This is a genomic window from Kitasatospora sp. NPDC114501, assembly GCF_055633695.1.
In genome coordinates this window covers 7,920-29,972 of sequence record NZ_JBVKDS010000029.1, presented here as the reverse complement: position 1 = coordinate 29,972, position 22,053 = coordinate 7,920, and the positions used below count along the sequence as shown (strand labels likewise).

Below are 22,053 nucleotides of genomic sequence, written 5' to 3'. Positions count from 1 at the left end.
GTGGCGGTGGCCCGGGGTCAGCGGGTCTCGGGGCGGCCGGTGGCCGCCGAGGTGAACATCCGGACCAGCCGGTCGCCGCCGGCGCCGGCCGCCAGGACGACGTAGCCCCGGCCGGAGCGCAGCTCCGCCATGGTCATCGCCCGGTACCCGGTCAGTTCGCCCGCGTGGCCGTACCAGACCGTCTCGCCCTCGGTGTCCAGCACCGTGCCGAGCCCGTAGAAGCTGCCCGGCGACTGCTCGGTGAGCAGCTCGGCGACGGTCTGCGGGCGCAGCAGCGCGCGCGGCCGGCCGAGTCCGGAGCGGCGGATCTCCAGGGCGAACGCGGCCAGGTCGGCCGCCGTGGTCCACAGGCCCGCGGCCGCGGCGTCCGCGCGCTGCTCCCAGCCGCCCTCGACCGGCGCGCCCTGCGCGTCGTGTCCGTGGGCGGCCGTCCGGCCCTCGGGGAACTCCGGCCGGAAGGAGGAGTCCGTCATGCCCAGCGGCGTGAACACCAGCCGGTCCACCAGCTCGGCGAACGGCTCGCCGGTGACGTCCGACATCGCCTGCTGGAGCACCGAGAAGTGCACGTTGGCCTTGCGGAACTCGGCGCCGGGCGGCAGCTCGCGCCGGACGCCCGGGCGGCCCTGGACCTCACCGGCGAGCAGCTCGCGCAGCCCCGGCACGACACCGCCGCGCGGGTAACCCGCACCGGCCATGACCCGCAGCCCGGACAGGTGGGCCAGCAGCTGCCGGACGGTGATCGGCGCGTCGCTGCCGTCGCCGGGGATCCGCCAGTGCGTCAGGTACTCGTTGACGTCGGTGTCCAGGGCGAGGACGCCCTCGTCGACCAGCCGCAGCGCGGCGAAGGCGGTGATGTGCTTGCTGACCGAGCCCACCGGGAAGACGGTGTCCGGTCCGACCGGCCGGCCGCCCTCGCCACGGGTGGAGCCGAAGGCCTCCAGCGCGACCAGTTCCCCGCCCTCGATCACGGCGACCACGGCGCCGGGCACCTTGCCCTCGGCCAGCGCCCGCTCGACGGCGGCCCGGTCGACCGCGGCGGGCGCGGCCTGCGGGGCCGGCGCCGCGGGGGCCGACTGCGCCGACCTGGCGGCGAGTTCGGCGTCGATGGCGGCGGACAGCTTCCGGACGGTGTCGTTCTGGTAGAGCATCGCCAGGCCGAGCGGGAGGCCCGCCCGGCGGGAGGCCGCGACCACCTGGATGACGATCATCGAGTGGCCGCCGAGGTCGGTGAAGGTGTGGTCGATGCCGACCCGCTCGTGGCCGAGCGCCTGGGCCCAGATCCGGGCCAGTTCGCGCTCGGTCGCGGTCTCCGGCGCCACGTAGGGCTGCTCCTCGGTGGCCTGGCCGGCCTGCGCCAGCGCCTCCCGGTCGACCTTGCCGTTGGCGGTGAGCGGCAGCTCCTCCGTCACGTGCACGGTGGCGGGCACCATGTACTCCGGCAGTCGCTCGCCGAGCCACTCGCGCAGCCGCGCGCCGTCCGGGCTCTCGCCGACCCGCGGGGCGACGTGGCCGACCAGCCGCAGGCCCTCGTTGCCCTCCTGGGCGACCGCGAGCACCACGGCCGTGGCCACCGACTCGTGGGCGGCCAGCGCGGTCTCGATCTCGCCGAGTTCGATCCGGTGCCCGCGCAGCTTGATCTGCCCGTCGGTGCGGCCGAGGAGTTCGACCTCGCCGCCGTCCAGCAGCCTGGCCCGGTCGCCGGTCCGGTAGAGCCGGGCGCCCGGCGCACCGAACGGGTCGGGCAGGAAGGACCCGGCGGTCAGGCCCGGCCGCTTCAGGTAGCCGCGGGCCACGCCCTCGCCGCCGACGAACACCTCGCCGACCACGCCGGCCGGGAGCCGGCGCAGCTCCTCGTCGAGCACGAACATGGTGGTCCCGGCGTGCGGCCGGCCGATCGGCACGGTCTCGCCGCCGCGTGCGGGGTCGTACTCGGCGGAGCTGTTGGCGACGGTGACCTCGGTCGGGCCGTACTCGTTGAAGATCCGCGCGCCGCCCGAGAGCTCCGCCCACCGCTGGGCCAGCGCGGTCGGGAACGCCTCGCCGCCGACCAGCACGATCGCCGCCAGGCCGGCGGCCTGCTGCCCGGTCAGCTGATCGGCGAGGATCCCCAGGTGCGAGGGCGTCAGCTTGAGGAAGGAGTACGGACCGCTCGCCGCCAGCCAGTCGCCGAGCTCGTCGAGGCCGAGGTCGTTCGGCAGCATGTGCACCGCCCGGCCGCGCAGCAGCGGCACGTACAGCTGGGGCACCACGAGGTCGAAGGCCACCGAGGAGAACAGCGGCGCCGGTCCCTCGGCGTCGGCGGTGAGCTCGGTGACGCCGGCCAGGTAGCCCGCCAGCGAGCGGTGGGTGATCTGCACGCCCTTGGGCACACCGGTGGAACCCGAGGTGTAGATCACGTAGGCGAGCGAGTCCGGGTCGGTGGCCGCGGCCCGGCGCGGAACGGCCGGCTCGGGCAGCTCGCGGTCGACCACGACCAGCGGGACGCCGGAGAGCTCCGCGAAGGTCGCGGCGTACTTCTCCTCGGTCACCACGGCCACGACGCCCGCGTCGGCGAGGGTCCGGCTCAGCCGCTCGGCCGGGTAGGCCGGGTCGAGCGGCAGGTAGCCGCCGCCGGCGCGCCAGGTCCCGAGGAACGCGGCGAGCAGGTCGGGCCCGCGGTCCAGGGCGACCGCGACCACCCGGTCGGTGCCGGCCACCGGCGCCAGCGCGGCGGCGATCCGGTCGGCCCGGTCGGACAACTCGGCGAAGGTCGCCGTGTCGTCGCCGCAGCGCACGGCCGGCCGCTGCGGCGTCCGGGCGGCCTGGGCGTCGAACGCGGCGAGCGTGAGCGGCGGCTCGGCGGGCCGGACCGCGCCGGAGGCGAAGCCGAGCAGCCGGGCCTCCTCGCCGTCCGGCAGGTGGACGGCGCGGGCGTCGCCGTCCGGGTCCTCGGCCATCGCCCGCAGGACCGTCCGGTACGTCTCCACCATCAGCTCGGCGGCCTTGACGGACATCGCCCGGGCGTTGGTGTTGAAGGTCAGCCGGCCGGCCTTGACCGCGACCGTCATCGGGAACTCGTTGGAGCTGAAGCAGAAGTCCAGACGCCGGTCGACCGGGCCGTCCTCCTGCTGGTCGAAGTCGATGAAGCTGAAGTGGACGTCCATCAGGCGCGCGGTGTCGGCCGCCTCGTTCTGGATCGCCGGCATCGGGTAGTGCCTGTGCTCCCAGGTCCGGGTCTCGTTCTCGAAGACCTGGACGACCAGCTCGCGCCAGGTGCGGGCGGTGCGGTCGAAGGCGAACGGCAGCGGGTTCAGGCTCATGCCGGCGACCTGGTCGGCGCCCGACACCTCGGCCCGCACGTGCGACATCAGGCCGCTGAAGAAGGTGCGCTCGGCGGTGACCTGGCTGAGCACCTTCAGGTGCGCGGCGAGCAGCACGGTCTTCACCGAGGCGCCCGACTGGAAGGCCAGCGCGCGCAGGCCGGGCAGCAGCTCACCGAACTCGATGGAGCGGCGGAAGACGTCGTCCGGGCCGGCGTCCGGGTCGCCCCAGGCCGCGGGCAGCTCGAACTTGGGGTTCCCGCCGACCACCTCGGCCCAGTACTTGCGGTCGTCGTCGGAGGCCAGGGCGCGCAGCTCGGCCGCCACCTGGTCGGCGAAGCGCATCCCGATGTCCCGGCGCGGCCCGACCTCACCGCCGTCGCGCATCGCCCGGTAGAGCCCGAGCAGCTCGACCCGGAGCTGGAAGAAGCTCCAGCCGTCGAGGATCACGTGCGACTGCGAGAAGCTCAGCTGCCAGCGGCCGCCGGAGAGCTTCTGCACGATCAGCCGCTGCTGCGGCGCCTCGTGGTAGTCCACCGGCGAGTTCGCCTCGCCGTCGAGGAACGCGGCCAGGAAGGCCGGCTCCTCCTCCTCGCTCAGGTGGGTGGAGTCGTGCACGATCAGCCGCGGCTCGGCGCTCTCGTGCACCAGCTGCATCGGCACCGAGTAGGTCTCGAGGTCGAACGAGGTGCGCAGGATCTCGTGCCGGGCGATGAGCTCGGCCAGCGAGGCGCGCAGCGCGTCCTCGTCGAAGGGCTCCTCGTCGGTCAGACCGATGGTCTTGACGATGTGGTAGTGCTGCTTGCCCTCGCTGGAGAGCATCTCGACGAGCATGCCGATCTGGTTCTGCGTCAGCGGGTAGGCGTCGGCCAGGCCCTCCGGCAGCAGCGCCCGGTCCTCCTCGCCGATCAGGGCGAAGGGCTCGACCCTGGTGTTCTCCTCGCGGATCTCGGTCCGGTCGGCGAGCGCCACGCACAGTCGGGCGACGGTGTGCTGCGCGAACACGTCGCGGGTGCTGGTGTTCAGGCCCTCGGCGCGCAGCCGGCCGGCGACGGCCACGGCACGCACGGAGTCACCGCCGATGTCGAAGAAGTCGTCGTGGACACCGACCCGGGGCAGGTCGAGCACCTCGGCCCAGACCTCGGCGACGCGTGCCTCCAGGTCGGTGCGCGGGGCGGTGTAGGCGTGGCCGGTCGCGTCGGCCGCGTCCGGCAGGGCCCGGCGGTCGACCTTGCCGTTGGCGGTCAGCGGGAGCGCGTCCAGCGGCACGAACGCGGTCGGCACCATGTACTCCGGCAGCGCGCCGGCGCAGTGCTCGGCCAGGTCGGCCGGCAGCTCGCCGCCGGTGACGACGACGTACGCCACCAGGCGCCGGTCGCCGCCCTCGCCGCCGGCCGCGATCACCACGGCCTCGGTCACCGCGGGGTGCGAGCGCACCGCGGAGGTGACCTCGCCCAACTCGATCCGGTAGCCGCGGATCTTCACCTGGTCGTCCAGCCGGCCGAGGAACTCGACGTCGCCGTCGGCGTCCAGCCGGGCCAGGTCGCCGGTGCGGTACATCCGGGCACCGGGGACGCCGAACGGGTCGGGCAGGAAGCGGTCGGCGGTCAGACCGGGCCGGCCGCCGTAGCCGCGGGCCACGCCGGTGCCGGCCACGAACAGCTCGCCGGTGTCGCCGGCCGGCACCGGGTCGAGGAACTCGTCCAGGATGTACACGGCCAGGTTGGGCAGGGCGCGGCCGATCGGCACCACGCCCGGGCCGGGCCGGCCGGAGAGCGGGTTGACGCTGGTGCCGACGGTCACTTCGGTCGGGCCGTACTCGTTGATCACCCGGTCGTCGCCGAGCCAGGCCACCCACTGGGCGGCCAGGGTGCCGGGCAGCGCCTCGCCGGCCACCACGACCCGGCCGGCCAGCCGGTCGGCCTGGGCACCGGTGATCTGCTGGGTGACGATCTCCAGGTGACCGGGGGTCAGCTTGAGGAAGGAGTAGGGCGCGCCGGCCAGCAGGGCCGGGCCGAGGTCGGTGAGCTCCAGGTCCTGGGGCAGCAGCCGGACCTTCTGGCCGACCAGCAGCGGCGCCCAGAGGTTCGGGACGACCAGGTCGAAGGCCACCGAGGAGAAGACGGCCGAGCCGCCCTGGCCGGCGCCGCACAGGTCGCGGGCGGCCCAGCCGAGGTGGTTGGCCAGGCCCAGGTGGGTGACCTGCACGCCCTTGGGCGTGCCGGTGGAGCCCGAGGTGTAGATGACGTAGGCGAGGTCCCGCGGGTCCAGCGCGGCCGGCTCGACGGCGGTGGCCGGCGCGGAGGCGGCCAGCAGCTCCTCGGCCCGGAGCACCGGTCCGTCGAAGACGCCCGCCAGGCCCTCGGCGTAGCCGCCGTGCGCCACCACGGCGACGGCCTGGGCGTCCGTCAGCGCGAAGCCGCAGCGCGCGGCCGGGTAGCCGGGGTCGAGCGGCAGGTAGGCCGCCCTGGCGCGCCAGATGCCGAGCAGCACCGGCAGCAGGTCGGCGTCACGGTCCATCACCACGCCTACCACCGAGCCGGTGCGGGCGCCGGCGGCGCGCAGTCCGGCCGCCACGACGTCGGCGCGGGCGATCAGCTCGGCGTAGGTGAGCTTCCGCTCGCCGGCCACCACGGCCACCGCGTCGGGCGTGCGGGCGGCCTGCAACTCGATCGCCTCCGGCACCGAGGCGATGCCGAAGTCCACGATCTCGCCGGCGTCGGGGTGTCCGGCGTCCTCGCGGGGCGAGCCGGCCCGGGCGAAGGCCGCCAGCGCGGCGACGGTGCGGTGCTCGAACAGGTCGCGCACGGCGACGTCGAAGCCCTCCCCCCGCAGCGCGCCGACCACGGAGATCGCCCGGATCGAGTCGCCGCCGATGTCGAAGAACCCGTCCTCGACACCCACCCGCTCCAGCCCGAGCACCGACTGCCAGACGGCGGCCACCACGTGCTCGTCCGCCGAGCGCGGCGCCACGTACTCGGCGCCGCCACGGACGTCGTCGCGGCCCGGCACCGGCAGCGCGGCCCGGTCCAGCTTGCCGTTCACGTTCAGCGGCACCCGGTCCAGCAGCACGAACGCCGACGGCACCATGTACGCCGGCAGCGTCCGCCCGCACCACTCGGCCAGCACCTGCGCCGACGGCGCCCCGGCCCCCGGCGCCGGCACCACGTAGCCGACCAGCCGGGCACCCGAACCGTCGTCGTCCCGGGCGATCACCACGGCCTCGCCCACCGACGGCTCCGCCGCCAGCACGACCTCCACCTCACCCGGCTCGATCCGGTAACCCCGGACCTTCACCTGGTGATCCCGACGGCCCACGAACTCCAGCACACCGTCGGCCCGACGCCGCGCCAGGTCACCACTGCGGTACATCCGCGAACCCGCCGCCCCGAACGGGTCCGGCACGAACCGCTCCGCCGTCAGCCGCGGCGAGGAGTACCCCCGGGTCACACCCGCACCCGCCACACAGATCTCCCCGACCACACCGACCGGAACGAGGTTCCCCGCCTCGTCCACCAGGTGCAGGCGCAGGTCGCTGAGCGGCCGGCCGATCGCGTTGCCGGCGTCGGCGGCGAAGTCCTTGCGGGTCAGTCGGTGGTAGGTGCTGTGCACGGTGGTCTCGGTGATCCCGTACATGTTCACCAGAGCGGTGCGGCTCAGGCTGCGGCGCTCGATCCAGGGCGCGAGCGCCGGGATCTCCAGCCGCTCGCCGGCGAAGACCACCGCGCGCAGGGCCAGCGCCTTGATCCGCGGGTCGCCGTCGCGGGCGGCCGCCACCAGCGCGCGGAAGGCGCTCGGCGTCTGGGAGAGCACCGTGACCTCCTCCTCGACCAGCAGGTCGAGCAGGTCCTCCGGCGAGCGGGTGGTCTCGGCGGAGACCACCACGACGCGGCCGCCGTTGCCCAGCGCGGCCCACAGCTCGAAGACGGAGACGTCGAAGGCGTAGGAGTGGGTCATGCTGAACACGTCCGACTCGTCGAACGCGTAGTGCTCCTGGGCGGTGCTGACGAGCCGGACCACGTTGCGGTGCGTCACCTGGACGCCCTTGGGCAGACCGGTCGAGCCCGAGGTGTAGATGGCGTACGCGAGGTGGTCGGTCTCGATCGCCACCTCGGGGGCCGTCGCCGGCAGGCCGGCGAGCAGCGCGGCCTCGGCGTCGTCGTCGAGGACGACGAGCGGGCCGTCGAAGAACTCACGGACCAGCGGCTCCAGCGAGCGGACGGTGACGACCAGTCCGGCCCGCGCGTCGGCGGCGATGTGGCCCAGTCGTCCGGCCGGGGCCGCCGGGTCGAGCGGCAGGTAGGCGGCACCCGACTTGAGGATGCCCAGCAGGCCGGGGACGAGGTGCTCATCGCGCTCCAGGCAGAGGCCGATCAGCTGCTCCGGCTTCGCGCCCAGCTCGACCAGGCGGTGGGCCAGCCGGTTGGCGCGCTCGTCGAGCTCGCGGTAGCTGAGCGTGCCGCCCTGCGCGGTGACCGCCGGCTCGTCCGGCAGCGCGTCCCGCTGGTCGGCGAACAGTCGCGTCAACGTGCCGCCGGCGGAGTCCGCGCCGGCGCCGGAACCGTCCTCGGACAGCAGCCGGGCGCGCTCCTCGGCGGGCAGGTAGATCGCCGAGGCATCCCCGTCCTCGTCGTTCGCCATACCTTCCAAGACCTCGCGGTACATGACGCTGATCCTTTCCATGCCAGCCGGACTGATCACGGCCGAGTGGCTGCTGAGGTGCAGACGGCTTCCACGGTTGTGGACGGTCAGACCGATACCGGTCTCGACCGGGGCGTTGCTGATCCGCCGCCCGGTGTCCACGACCTCGTCGTCGACCAGGTGAAAGTCGAGGTAGTTGAAGTAGACGTGCACCAGCCGGCCGCCGCCCCCTGCGCGCTGGATCAGCGGCATCGGGTACCGGCGGTGCGGCCAGAGCTCGACCTCGCGGGCGTAGACCCGCTGCACGAGCTCCCGCCAGGTGCGGGCGCCCCGGTCCATCGGGAACGGGACCGTGTTGAGGTACATGCCGGGCACCCGCTCGGCGCCGAGCACCTCGACGCGGGTGTCGCAGACCAGCCCGGAGTGGAATCCGAAGGCGTCGGTGAGCTGGCTCATCACCTTCAGGTGCGCGGCGTGCAGGACCGACTTGAGCGAGACCTCGGCCCTGGACGCGAACGCTCGCAGGGCGGTTTCGAGGTCCTCGAACGGGACCTGGCCGTAGACCGGCGTCGGCTCGGCCTCGGGGTTCGCCCCGAGCCCGGTCAGACTGAGCGGGCTGTACTCGGAGACGATCCCGCGCCAGTAGTCCTGCTGCTCCTCGTCGGCGATCGCGGCCAGTTCCCCGGCCACGGTGTCGGCGAAGCGGACGGCGGGCAGCTCGGCCGGCTCGGGGGTCCGGCCGGCCCGCAGCGCGCGGTAGGTCTCCAGGAGCTCCATCAGGACGAGGTGGTAGCTCCAGCCCTCGGTGACGGCGTGGCACTGGGTGAAGGTGAGCCACCACGCCTCGTCGCTCTCCACGTGGGCGTGGATCCGCAGCAGCGGCGCGGTGGAGAGGTCGAACGGCCGGGCCCGCTGGCCCTTGACGTACGCCTGGAGTTCGGCGACCGCCGCCTCCTGGTCGAGCCCGCGCAGGTCCGCGCTGCCGACCGGGATGGTCGACTCCGCGTGCACGACCTGCATCGGCACCGTGTAGCCGGTCAGCTGGATCGAGGTCCGCAGGACCTCGTGGCGGGCGGAGAGCAGGTCCGCCGCCTCGCGCAGGGTTTCGGCCGCGAAGGGGTCCCCGTCCTTGATCCGGAAGCTGTTGACGATGTGGTAGACGTTCCGGTCGCTGTCGGCGAGCATCTCGACGAGCATGCCGATCTGGTTCTGCGTCAGCGGGTAGGCGTCGACCGCGTCCTCGGGCAGCGCCGCCCGGTCCTGCTCCGTGAGGAGCGTGAACGGCGCGACGGTGGCCGTGGCGTCCTCCCCCAGCCTCGGCCGCAGGGCCAGCGCCTCGGCGAGCCGGGCGACCGTACGGAACTCGAAGACGTCGCGGACGGTGGCGTCCAGGCCCTCGGCGCGGATCCGGCCGACCAGCGCGACGGCGATCAGCGAGTCGCCGCCGAGGTCGAAGAAGTTGTCCTCGATCCCGACCTCCGGAACGTGCAGCGCCTCGCTCCAGATGCCGCACAGGCGGCGCTCGACGGCGTTGCGCGGCGAGACCGAGGCCACGCCCGCGAAGTGCTCCCCGCCGGGCTCGGGCAGGGCGCGCCGGTCGATCTTGCCGTTCGGGGTCAGCGGGAGCGACTCCATCGCCACGAAGGCCGCGGGGACCATGTGCAGCGGCAACCGGTCGGTGAGCCAGGCGCGCAGCTCGGTCGGCACGGGGGCCCGCTCGGCCGCCGGGACCAGGTAGGCCACCAGCCGCTTGCGCTCGCTCTCGGCGCCGGTGCCGCGCAGCAGGACCACGGCGGCGCCGACGGCCGGGTGCGCGGCCAGCGAGGCCTCGATCTCGCCCAGCTCGACGCGCTGCCCGTTCACCTTGACCTGGTCGTCGACCCGGTCGAGGAACTCCAGCTGCCCGTCGGCGAGCCGGCAGACCAGGTCGCCGGTGCGGTAGAGCCGGGCGCCCGGCTCGCCCCACGGGTCGGGGACGAATCGCTCGGCGGTCAGCCCGGGGCGACCGATGTAGCCGCGGCTCACGCCGACGCCGCCCGCGTAGAGCTCGCCCGGCACGCCGACCGGGACGAGCTCGCCGGCCTCGTCGAGCACGTACAGGGTCGTGTTGCGCACGGCCCGGCCGATCGGCACCCGGATCCCCTCGGCCTCTCCGGCCTCGTTCAGGATCGCGTGGGTGATGTCGTCGGAGCACTCCGTCGGGCCGTAGGCGTTGACCACGGGCACGTGCGGGTACCGGGAGAACCAGCGCACGCACAGCTCGGGCGGGAGGGCCTCGCCGGTGACCACCAGGCGGCGCAGCGCGGGCAGTTCCGGAGCCGGAGTGCCGGCGTCCCAGACATCGAGCGCGGCGCGCAGCACCGAGGGCACCACTTCGAGCACGGTGACGCCGTCGCCGACGGCCCGGTCGAACAGGGCCACCGGGTCGGCCGCGGCCTCGGAGCCGATGATGCTCACCGACCCGCCGACCACGAAGGCGACGAGCATCTGCCAGACCGAGACGTCGAAGCTGAGCGGGGCGTTCTGCGCGACGACGTCGCCGCCCGTCAGCTCCAGGTCCTCGACCTTGGCGAGCAGGTGGTTGCCCATGCCGCGGTGGTGCACCATCACGCCCTTGGGGCGGCCGGTGGAACCGGAGGTGTAGATCACGTAGGCCAGGTTGTCGAGCGTGGCCTGCGGGGTCGGGGCGGTCACGGGCCGGTCGGCCCACTCCTCGGCGCGGTCGAGCCCGATGATCCGCCGGCCGTCGCGGCCCGCCGGGTCGTCGGCGCGGTCGGCGATCAGCAGCCGGACGCCCGAGTCGTCGAGCAGGTAGGCCTTGCGCTCGTCGGGCAGGTGCGGGTCCACCGGGAGGTAGGCGCCGCCCGTCTTGAGCACCGCGAGCACCGCGACGAGCTGCTCGACCGAGCGCTCGGCGAGCAGGCCGACGACGCTCTCCGGCCCCGTCCCCAGCGAGACGAGGTGGTGCGCGAGCCGGTTGGCGCGCGCGTCCAGCTCGGCGTAGCTCAGCTGCTGCCGGCCGTCGCGGGCGGCGAGCGCCTCCGGGCGTTCGGCGGCGAAGCGGGTGAACGCCGCCACGGCGTCGAGGTCGACGGGCTGGCGGGCGGTGTCCGTCCACAGCTCCAGCAGGTTGCGGCGGTCCTCCTCGGGCAGCAGGGCGCCCTGCGGCGAGCCGTCGGCGTCGGCCGCGATCGCGGCCAGCACCGCGCGGTACGTCGCGGCCAGGCGGGCGGCCGCCTCCCGGCTCATCACGTGGGTGTTCGTGCTGAGCGATATGTGCGCCGGCGAGCAGTTGACGGTGAGGGCGAAGTCGTTCTGCGAGTCGCCGATCCGCGGCCCGTCACCGACCGCCTGCTCCTGCTTCGCGAAGTCGAAGTAGTTGAAGACCACCTCGAACAGCGCCTCGCCGCCGGCGTCCGGGCGCAGCCGGGCGATGGCCGGCATCGGGTAGTGCCGGTGCGTCCAGGCCGCGGCCTCCCGGTCGAAGGCCGTACGGACCAGCCGCAGCCAGGTGTCCGGCAGGGCGTCCAGTGCGAACGGCACCGTGTTGAGGTGCATGCCGTACACGCGCTCGGCGCCGGTCAGCTCCGGGCGGGCGTCGGCGACCAGGCCGAAGTAGCGGCCGGGCTCGTTGGCCAGCTGGGACATGACCTTGGCGTGCGCGGCGAGCAGCACGCTCTTGACGGAGGTGCGGGCCCGGGCTGCGACCGCCTGGAGCGCCTCGGCCAGATCGGGGAAGTCGATCCGCTGGTCGTAGGCCTCGCGCGGCCCGCGGGTGTGCGCCCAGACCGCGGGCAGGCTGACCGGTGAACGCTCGGCGATCACCCGCTCCCAGTGGGTGCGGTCCTCCTCGGAGTCCAGGGACCGCAGTTCGGCGGCGATGAAGTCGGCGTACCGCGCACCGGTCGGCTCCCCGGCCGGCTCGGCCGCGGTCTCGGCACCGCCGGCGCGCAGCTTGCGGTAGGCGGCCAGCAGCTCGGTGACCAGGGCGTGGCGGGCCCAGCCCTCGTGGGTGGCGTGCGGCTGGACCAGCGTCAGCCACCAGCCGTCCTCGCCGTCGAGGACCACCGCGACCCGCAGCAGCGGGGCGGCGGAGAGGTCGAACGGCGTGACCCGCTCGCGCTCCAGCAGGCCTTCGAGCTCCTCGCGCCGCTCGTGCACGGTCAGCGGGACCTCGGCGCCCGCGTGCACCAGCTGCATCGGCTCGGAGAAGCCGGTCAGGTGCATGGAGGTGCGCAGCATCTCGTGCCGGGCGACCAGCACGGCGAGCGCCGCGCGGAACGCGTGCGCGTCGAAGGGCTCCCGGTCCGGAACGCGCTGCGAGCCGACGCTGTGGTAGGTCGAGCCGTCCGCGCTCGCCAGCATCTCGACCAGCATGCCGGTCTGGATCCGGGAGAGCGGGTAGGCGTCCACCACGTCGGCGGGCACCTTGGCGCGGTCCTCGGCGGAGACCAGCGCGAACGGGGCGACCGGGGTGAGGGCTCCGGTCGGGGCAGTGCGCTCGGCGAGCGCCCGGCTGCTGCCGGCGACGGTGCCGTGCTCGAAGAGGTCGCGGACCTGGGCGTCCAGGCCCTCCGCGCGCAGGGCGCTGATCAGCGCGATCGCCTTGATCGAGTCGCCGCCGATCTCGAAGAACCGGTCCTCGACGCCGACCCTCGGCACTCCGAGGACAGCCGACCAGACCGCGGCGACCCGCTGCTCCAGCGGGGTGCGCGGGGCGGTGTGGGCGCGCTCCGCCGCCTCCTGGGCGTCGGGCAGGGCCTTGCGGTCCAGCTTGCCGTTGGCGGTCAGCGGCAGCGCGTCCATCGGGACGAACACCGCCGGGACCATGTACTCGGGCAGGGTCTCGGCGCAGTGGGCAGCCAGCTCGGCCGCGCCGGCCTCGCCGACCACGTACGCCACCAGGCGCAGGTCCCCGGCCGGCGAGGCGGCGGCGACCGCCGCCGCGTCCCGGACCCCGGGGTGGGCGCGCAGCGCGGCGGCCACCTCGCCCAGCTCGATCCGGTGACCGCGGATCTTCACCTGGTCGTCCAGGCGACCGAGGAACCTGACGTTCCCGTCGGCGTCCCGGCAGGCCAGGTCGCCGGTGCGGTACATCCGCGAGCCGTCGGCCCGGAAGGGGTCGGGCAGGAACCGCTCGGCGGTCAGCCCGGGCCGCTGCCGGTAGCCGCGGGCGACACCGGTGCCGACCACGAACAGCTCGCCGGCCACGCCGTCGGGCACCGGCTGGAGGTTGTCGTCGAGGACGTACATGCCCATGTTGGGCAGGGACTTGCCGATCGGCACCACGCCGGCCGGCACCGGGAGCGACAGCGGGTTGACACAGGTGCCGACGGAGGCCTCGGTCGGGCCGTACTCGTTGACCAGGCGGCCGTCGCCGAGCCACTCGGCCCACTGGCCGGCCAGCGCGCCGGGCAGGGCCTCGCCGGCCACCACGACGACGCCGGCCAGGTCGCGGGCCTGCTCCGCGGTGATCTGCCCGGACAGGATCTCCAGGTGACCGGGGGTCAGCTTGAGGAAGGAGTACGGGGCACCGGCCAGCAGCTCGCGGCCGAGGTCCGAGAGGTCCAGGCCGGCGGGCAGCATCCGCACCGGGTCGCCGGTCAACAGTGGCGCCCACAGGTTGGGCACCACCAGGTCGAAGGCGACCGAGGAGAACAGCGCCGATCCGCCCCGGCCGGCCCCGCAGAGGTCGCGGGCCGCCCAGCCGAGGTGGTTGGCCAGGCCCTCGTGGGTGACCTCGACGCCCTTCGGCCGACCGGTCGAGCCCGAGGTGTAGATGACGTAGGCGAGGTCCTGCGGGTCCGGCAGGTGGACCGCGGCCGGACGGTCCGCGCCGGACGGGGCCGGCGCGTCCGCGAGCACCAGCGGGCCCGGGAAGGCGGCGCCCAGCTGCTCGGCGTGGTGCCGCTGGGTGACGGCGGCCCCAGCGCCGGCGTCGGTCAGCACCGCGCCCCAGCGCTTGGCCGGGTAGGACGGGTCCAGCGGCAGGTACGCCGCGCCCGCCCGCCAGATGCCCAGCAAGGTGGGCAGCAGGTCGAGGCCGTGGTCCACGACCACGCCGACCAGCGAGCCGGGCGCGACCGCGGCGGCCCGCAGCCGCCCGGCGACCGCGTCGGCCGAGGCGAGCAGCTGCGCGTAGGAGAGCGTCCGCTCGCCCGCGATGACGGCCACCGCGTCGGGGGTGCGCGCGGCCTGCGCCGCGATCAGCTCGGGCACGCTCTCGCGGCCGAAGTCGGCGCTCTCGCCCCACTCCTCGACGCTCGCCGCGTCGGCCGGCAGGCAGACCGCCCGGGCGTCGCCGTCGGGGCTGGCCGCCATCGACTCCAGCACCGCGCGGTACATCGCGGCCAGGTGGTCGGCCCGCTCCTGCGTCATGGTGTGCGAGTCGGTGCGCAGCGTCAGGATGTTGTCGAGGGTGGTGACGCCGAGCGCGAACTCGGTGGCACTGGTGTTGATCCCGGTGCTCTCGTCGGTGGTGTCCTCGAGGTCCGCGCCGGAGAAGTCCAGGTAGCTGAAGAAGGCTTCGAGGACGCGGCCGCCCTCGGCCAGCTCGGTCTGGATGGCGGGCATCGGGAAGTGCCGGTGCTCCCACATCCGGGACTCGCCTTCGAACACCGCGGCGACCAGCTCGCGCCAGGTGCGTGCGGAGCGGTCGTGGCCGAACGGCACGGTGTTGAGCAGCATGCCCAGCACCCGGTCGGCGCCGGCCGTCTCCGGGCGGGTGTGGCAGACCACACCGGTCTGGAACGAGGTCTCGTGGGTGAGCTGGCTCATCACCTTCAGGTGGGCGGCCAGCAGCACGCTCTTGAGCGAGACGCCCGCCTCGCGGGCCAGGGCGCGCAGCCCCGGTTCGAGGTCGGTGAAGCGCAGGCCGGCGCGGACCTTGGCGCGCGGCGCGGTGGTGTCGCCCCGCCAGGTCTCCGGGAAGGTGAGCCGGGCCCGGTTGTCGACGATCTCCTGCCAGTACGCACGGGAGTCCGCGGAGGCGAGCGCCGCCAGCTCGGCCGCGATGGAGTCGGCGTAGCGCGCCGTCCCCTCCTCGGGTGCCGCGGGGGTCCGCCCGGCCAGGACCTGCCGGTAGCACTCGACGAGCTCGGTCAGCAGGAGGTGGTAGCTCCAGCCGTCGAGCAGCGCGTGGCTCTTGGTGAAGGTGCAGCGCCAGGCGCCCTCCTCCTCGGTGTGGACGAAGATCCGCAGCATCGGCTTGCCGGCGTGGAGGTCGAAGGCCCGGGTCTGCTCGGCGGCGACGAAGCGCTCCAGGTCGGCCCGCCGCTCCTGCTCGGAGCGGCCGGACAGGTCTGCGTACCCGACCTCGATGTCCGTCCCGGCGTGGACGACCTGCATCGGTACCGAGTAGGTGTGCAGGTCGAACGAGGTCCGCAGGATGTCGTGGCGGGCCGCCACGAGGTCCACGGTCCGGCGGAAGGCCGCCAGGTCGAACGCGACGGAGTCCGCGATGAGGAACGAGGCCACGTCGTGGTAGGAGTTGCCGGTCTCGGAGGCCAGCGTCTCGACCAGCATGCCGAGCTGGTTCTGCGACAGCGGGTAGGCGTCCACGGCCCCGGCCGGCAGCGCGGCCCGGTCCTCGGCGCCGATCAGCGCGAACGGCGCGACGGCGATCGCGGTCGCCTCGACCGTGTCGCGGCGGCGCAGCAGCTCGGCGAGCCCGGCGACGGTGCGCGCCTCGAAGATGTCGCGCACCCCGATGTCGAGGCCGGAGGAGCGCAGCGAGCCCACCAGGGAGACGGCGCGGATGGAGTCGCCGCCGTGGTCGAAGAAGCTGGTCTCGACGTCGACCTCGTCGATGCCGAGCACCTGCGACCAGACCGCGGCGACCCGCTCCTCCAGCGGGTCGCCCGGCGCGCGCCGGGCCTGCGCGGCCGCCTCGGGGGCGGGCAGCGCGGCGCGGTCCAGCTTGCCGTTGGCGGTCAGCGGGATCGCGGCCACCGCGACGAAGGCGTCCGGGACCATGTAGGCGGGCAGGAAGGCGGCCGCGCTCGCGTTCAGCACGGCGGTGTCGAGGGCCTCGCCGGACTCGCTCACGTAGTAGGCGGTGAGCAGCCGGCCGGCCGCGCCGGACACCGGGGTGACCCGGGCCTGGGAGACCCCGGGCACCGCCGCGAGCACCGCCTCGATCTCGCCGAGTTCGACGCGGTAGCCGCGGATCTTCACCTGCTCGTCCCGGCGGCCGAGGAAGTCGGCATCGCCGTTCGGCAGCCACCGGACCAGGTCGCCGGTGCGGTACAGGCGGGCACCGGGCTCGCCCCACGGGTCCGGCACGAAGCGCTCGGCCGTCTGGCCGGGCCGGCCGGCGTAGCCGCGGGCGAGGTGGCCGCCGCCGATGCACAGCTCGCCGACCACGCCGACGGGCACCGGCTGGAGGTGCTCGTCGAGGACGTACATCGAGGTGCCGGGGATCGGTCGGCCGATCGGGGCCGGGTCCTGGGCGAGCGCGCCGGTCACGGCGTACACGCTGTTGCCGACGGTCGCCTCGGTCGGGCCGTACTCGTTGACGACGCGGCCGCCGCCGAGCAGCCCGCACCAGGCCTCCGCGACGCGGGCGGACAGGCTCTCGCCGCCGACCACGAGGGTGCGGGTGAGGCCGCGGGCGTCCTCGAACTGCTGCGACAGCAGTTCGAGGTGTCCGGGCGTCAGCTTGAGGAAGGCGAACGGCGCCGCGGCCCGCAGCGCGCGGCCCAGGTCGGCCAGGTCCAGTTCCTCCGGGAACACGTGGACCGGGCGTCCGGCCGCGAGCGCGGCCCAGAGCGTCGGCACCACGAGGTCGAAGGCGACGGAGGAGAACAGCGCGGTGCCGCCCTCCGCGTCGATGTAGTCGGTGACGGCCCAGTCGAGGTAGCCCGCCAGTGCCCGGTGGCCGATCTGCACGCCCTTGGGCATGCCGGTGGAGCCGGAGGTGTAGATCACGTAGGCAAGCCGGTCCGCGGCGTCCACCCGCTCGGGGGCGGTGGCCGACCACTGCGCCGAGGAGTCCTCGCCTTCGCCGAGGGCGACGGTCGGGCAGACCGCCCGGCCGTCCAGGCGCCGCGCGCCGGCCGCGTCGGTGACCAGCGCGACGGCCTTGGCGTCGGCCAGCAGGTGGGCGACCCTGCCCTCAGGGGCCGTGACGTCCAGCGGCAGGTAGGCGGCACCCGCCTTCCAGGCGGCGAGCAGCGCGACCACCAGGTCGGTGGAGCGCGGCAGCCAGACCGCGACGACCGATTCGGGGCCGGCGCCCTGCGCCCGCAGGCGGTGGGCGAGCCGGTTGGCCCGGGCGTCCAGCTCGGCGAAGCTCAGCTCCTCGACGATCTCGCCGAGGACACCGCGTCCGGTGACGGCGGTCGCCGTGGGCGACTGCGCGGCGCGGCGCTCGAAGGCCACGAGCGCCTGCTCGGCGGTGGCCGCGGCGGGGGTGGCCGACCAGTCGCCGAGCACCAGGGTGCGCTCGGCCCCGGGGAGGTAGGCGGCCTGGGCGTCGCCGTCCGGGTCCGCCGCCATCGCTTCGAGGACCAGGCGGAACATCACGGCGATCCGCTCGGCGGCGGCACGGCCGACCATCCGCGGGTTGGCGGTCAGGAAGACGTGCCCGGCGCGGGAGGAGACGGTGAGCGGGAACTCGGTCGGGCTCTCGTCGTTGCCGCCGAAGCCGACCAGTTCGCCGTCGACCTGGTGGAAGTCCTGGTAGTTGAAGAAGACCTCGAACAGCCGGGAGCCCTGGCCGGAGTCCCGCACGATGGCGGGCAGCGGGTAGCCGCGGTGCGGCCAGAACGCCGCCTCCTGCCGGAAGGTCCGGCGCACCAGCTCGCGCCAGGTACGGGCGGAGCGGTCGACCGCGAAGGGCAGCGTGTTCAGGTACATCCCGGCCACCCGATCGGCGCCGAGCCGCTCGGAGCGGGCGTCGCTGACCAGGCCGACCCGGAAGGCGGGCTCCTCGGTGAGCTGGCTCATCACCTTGCCGAAGGCGGCGAGCATGACGCTCTTGAGCGAGGCGTCGGAGGCGACGGCCAGGGTGCGCAGCCGGTCCTCCAGGTCCGCCCACGGCGTGCGCGCGGCCACCGGGACGCCGGCGTCCGCGGCGTGGTCGCCCCATTCCTCGGGCAGGACGAAGCCGGCCGTCCGGCCGACCAGGTCCCTCCAGTACGCGCGGCTCTCCTCGTTCGCCAGGACGGTCTGCTCGGCCGCGATGAAGTCCGCGAAGCGCAGGCCGGGCGCCTCGTACGGCGCGGGCTCCACGCCGTCGCGCAGGTCGCTGTGGAGCGCCAGCAGCTCCATCAGCAGGGAGTGGTGGCTCCAGCCCTCCAGCACCGCGTGGCACTCGGTGACGGAGAGCTGGTAGCCGCCGTCGGTCACGTGGACGAAGAAGCGGAGCAGCCCGGGCACCGCGAGGTCGAACAGCGCGGCGCGGTCTGCCTTGGTGAACTCCGCCAGCACGGCGGCGATTTCGTCCTCGCCCAGGCCGCGCAGGTCGCGCACGCCGAGGCCGAGGGTCGCGGAGCCGTGCACGATCTGGAGCGGCTGCGGGTAGTCGGTCAGGTGCAGCGAGGTCCGCAGGATCTCGTGCCGCTGGGCGAGCAGCTCCAGCGCCGCACGGAACGCCGGCTCGGAGAATCCGCGCTCGTCGGTGATCGGGAAGGTCGTCGTGTTGTGGTACAGGTTCCCGATGCCCTCGCCGGCCTGCACTCCGCTGGAGGCGAGCATCTCGACGAGCATGCCGAGCTGGTTCTGCGACAGCGGGTAGGCGTCCACCGCGCCGGTCGGCAGGGCCTCCCGGTCGACACCGTCGAGCAGGGCGAACGGCTCGACGGCCGGCCCCTCCGGCAGCGCCTTGGCACGGCCGCGGGCCGCCTCGGTCAGCGCGGCGACGGTGCGGTGTTCGAACAGGTCGCGCACGGCGACGTCGAAGCCCTCCGCACGCAGCGCGCCGACCACCGTGATCGCCCGGATCGAGTCGCCGCCGACGTCGAAGAACCCGTCCTCGACACCCACCCGCTCCAGCCCGAGCACCGACTGCCACACCGCGGCCACCACGCGCTCGTCCGCCGAGCGCGGCGCCACGAACGCACCGCCACCGCGCACGTCACCGCGGCCCGGCACCGGCAGCGCGGCCCGGTCCAGCTTGCCGTTCACGTTCAGCGGCACCCGGTCCAGCAGCACGAACGCCGACGGCACCATGTACGCCGGCAGCGTCCGCCCGCACCACTCGGCCAGCACCTGCGCCGACGGCGCCTCGGCCCCCGGCGCCGGCACCACGTAGCCGACCAGCCGGGCACCCGCACCGTCGTCGTCCCGGGCGATCACCACGGCCTCGCCCACCGACGGCTCCGCCGCCAGCACGACCTCCACCTCACCCGGCTCGATCCGGTACCCCCGGACCTTCACCTGGTGGTCCCGACGGCCCACGAACTCCAGCACACCGTCGGCCCGACGCCGCGCCAGGTCACCACTGCGGTACATCCGCGAACCCGCCGCCCCGAACGGGTCCGGCACGAACCGCTCCGCCGTCAACCGCGGCGAGGAGTACCCCCGGGTCACACCCGCACCCGCCACACAGATCTCCCCGACCACGCCCACCGGGACGGCCCGGCCCTCGGCGTCGAGCAGCCGCAGACGCAGGTCCGAGAGCGGCTCACCGATCCGGTTGGGCGCGCCCGCCTCGAAGTCGGCCGCGTCCACGCGGTGGTAGGTGCTGTGCACGGTGGTCTCGGTGATCCCGTACATGTTGGCGAGCACCACGCGCCCGTCCAGGCCCATCCGCTCGGCCCACGGGGCCAGCTCGCGGACCTCCAGCTTCTCGCCGGCGAAGACCACCAGGCGCAGCGCGAGCTCGTCGAGCCGCGGGTCCGCGTCGCGGGCGGCGGCGACCAGGCCGCGGAAGGCCGACGGCGTCTGGGAGAGCACGGTGACACCGGTGGCGACGAGGGTGCGCAGCAGGTCCTCGGGCGAGCGCACGGCCTCCTCGGAGACCAGGACGAGCCGGGCGCCGTGCGCGTAGGCCGCCCACATCTCGAAGACTGAGACGTCGAAGGCGTACGAGTGGGTCATGCTGAACACGTCCGACTCGCCGAACGCGTAGTGCTCCTGGGCGGTCGTCAACAGCCGCGCCACGTTGGCGTGGCTCACCCGGACGCCCTTGGGGCGGCCGGTCGAGCCGGAGGTGTAGATCGTGTAGGCCAGGTTGTCCGGGTGGACCTCGGCCTGCGGGTTCCCGGCCGGCTCGGCCGCGATCGCCGGGGCGTCGGCGCCGTCGAGCTCGACCACCACGCCGTCGAAGTAGGTCAGCAGCTGCGGGGCCAGCCCGGCGGTCGTCACCACGATCCCGGCCCGGGCGTCGCTCAGCACGTACTCCAGCCGGTCGGCGGGCAGCGACGGGTCCAGCGGCAGGTAGGCGGCACCCGACTTGAGCACGCCGAGCAGGGCGGGGATCAGCTGCGCGTCGCGCTCCAGCAGCACGCCGACGGACCGCTCCGGCCCGGCGCCGAGGGCTCGCAGGCGGTGGGCGAGCCGGTTGGCCCGCTCGTTCACGTCCTGGTAGCCGAAGGCCTGCTCACCGACGACCAGGGCGACGGCCTCCGGGTTCCTCGCCGCGGCGGCCTCGAACAGCCGGTGCAGGCCGGTCGGCACGGCGGCGGCCGGCAGCGGCCGGGTGTCCGCCGTCAGCGCGGCCTCCGTCTCGTCCAGGAAGACGGCGGTGCGGACGGCGGCCGACGGCTCGGTGGTGCAACGGTCCAGCAGGCGTAGGAAGTGCCGGGCGAAGCGCTGGACGGTCTGCTCGTCGAAGAGCGAGGCGGCGAAGACGAAGCCGGCGCCCATCGCGCCGGTCCGCACGCCGGAGACCTGGAGGGCCAGGTCGCACTTGGCGACGCCCTCTCCGGCCTCCAACGCGGAGGCGGCGACGTCGCCGAAGGCGAGGCCCTCGGCGCGCTCGTCGTGCATCGTGAAGGCGACCTGGTACAGCGGGGTGCGCGACAGGTCACGCTGCGGCTCCAGCTCGTCGACCAGGCGGGCGAAGGGGATCTGCTGGTGGTCGAAGGCCTCCAGCACGGTGGCGGCGTTGCCGCGCACCAGCTCGTCGAAGCTCTGGTCGTCGGCCCAACGGCCGCGCAGCACGAGGCTGTTGATGCAGTAGCCGATCAGACCGCGCAGCTGCGCGGCGTCCCGGCCGGACACGACGGTGCCCACGGCCACGTCCCGGACGCCGGTGTACCGCGAGAGCAGGAGCTGGTACGTGGTCAGCAGCACCGCGAACGGCGTCGTGCCGTGGTTGCGGGCGTACTGCCGGACCCGGTTCGCCAGGTCCTCGGGAATGGTGAACTGAACCTGCCCGCCGACGTGGTCGCGCAGGGCGGGGCGGGGGCGGTCGGTGGGCAGGTCGATCGGCTCGACCCCGGCCAGCTGGCTGCGCCAGTAGGCGAGGTCGCGCTCCGCGTCGGCACTGCCCGCCCGCGAGCGCTGCCAGGCCGCGTAGTCGGCGTACTGGACGGTCAGCTCGGGCAGTCGCGGCTCGGTGCCGCCGAGCACCGCCGTGTAGGCGGCGGCGAGTTCGGTGGCGAAGACGCCGGTGGACCAGGCGTCGCAGGCGATGTGGTGGAAGACGACGGCGAGGATCGCCTCGTCGTCGGCGAGCCGGATCAGCGAGCCGCGCACCGGCAGTTCGACCGCGAGGTCGAAGGGGCGCGCGAACTCCCGGTCGAGCGCCGCGCGCGCCTCGGCCTCGCGCCGCTCGGCGGGCGCCTCGCGCAGGTCGGTCACGGCGGGCGCGGCCGGTACCTCGTCGGTCACCAGCTGGGCCGGCTCGCCGTCCACCGTCGCATAGCGGGAACGCAGGATCTCGTGGCGCGAGAACACGAATCGCCAGGCGGCGGCCAGCGCGTCCTCGTCCAGGGCGCCGCGCAGACGCAGCGCCAGCGGCACGACGTACTCGTTGCTCTCCGGATCCAGCCTGTTGAGGAACCACATCTGCTGCTGACCGTCACCCAGCCGCAGCGGGCGGGACCGGTCGGCCCGGGGGAATGCCTCGCGGCGCGCGGCCCCGGCGGCCCGCAGCCTCGTGCGGAACAGGTCCTCGCGGGAGGTGGGCTGGGTACCGCGCACCGGCGCCGGCTCGACCATGTCG

1 protein-coding gene is annotated in these 22,053 nt (G+C 74.4%); it reads right to left on the bottom strand.

Annotation, left to right across the window (positions count from 1 at the left end):
• Nucleotides 1-17 precede the first annotated feature (17 nt).
• Nucleotides 18-22,049, bottom strand: coding sequence for an amino acid adenylation domain-containing protein (locus ACZ7RU_RS35875; RefSeq protein ID WP_470345215.1), 22,032 nt, complete (start codon nt 22,047-22,049; stop codon nt 18-20).
• Nucleotides 22,050-22,053 lie beyond the last annotated feature (4 nt).

Coding starts and splice junctions, on each gene's coding strand:
- ACZ7RU_RS35875 (WP_470345215.1), bottom strand. CDS start 22,049: ATGGTCGAGCCGGCGCCGGTGCGCGGTACCCAGCCCACCTCCCGCGAG.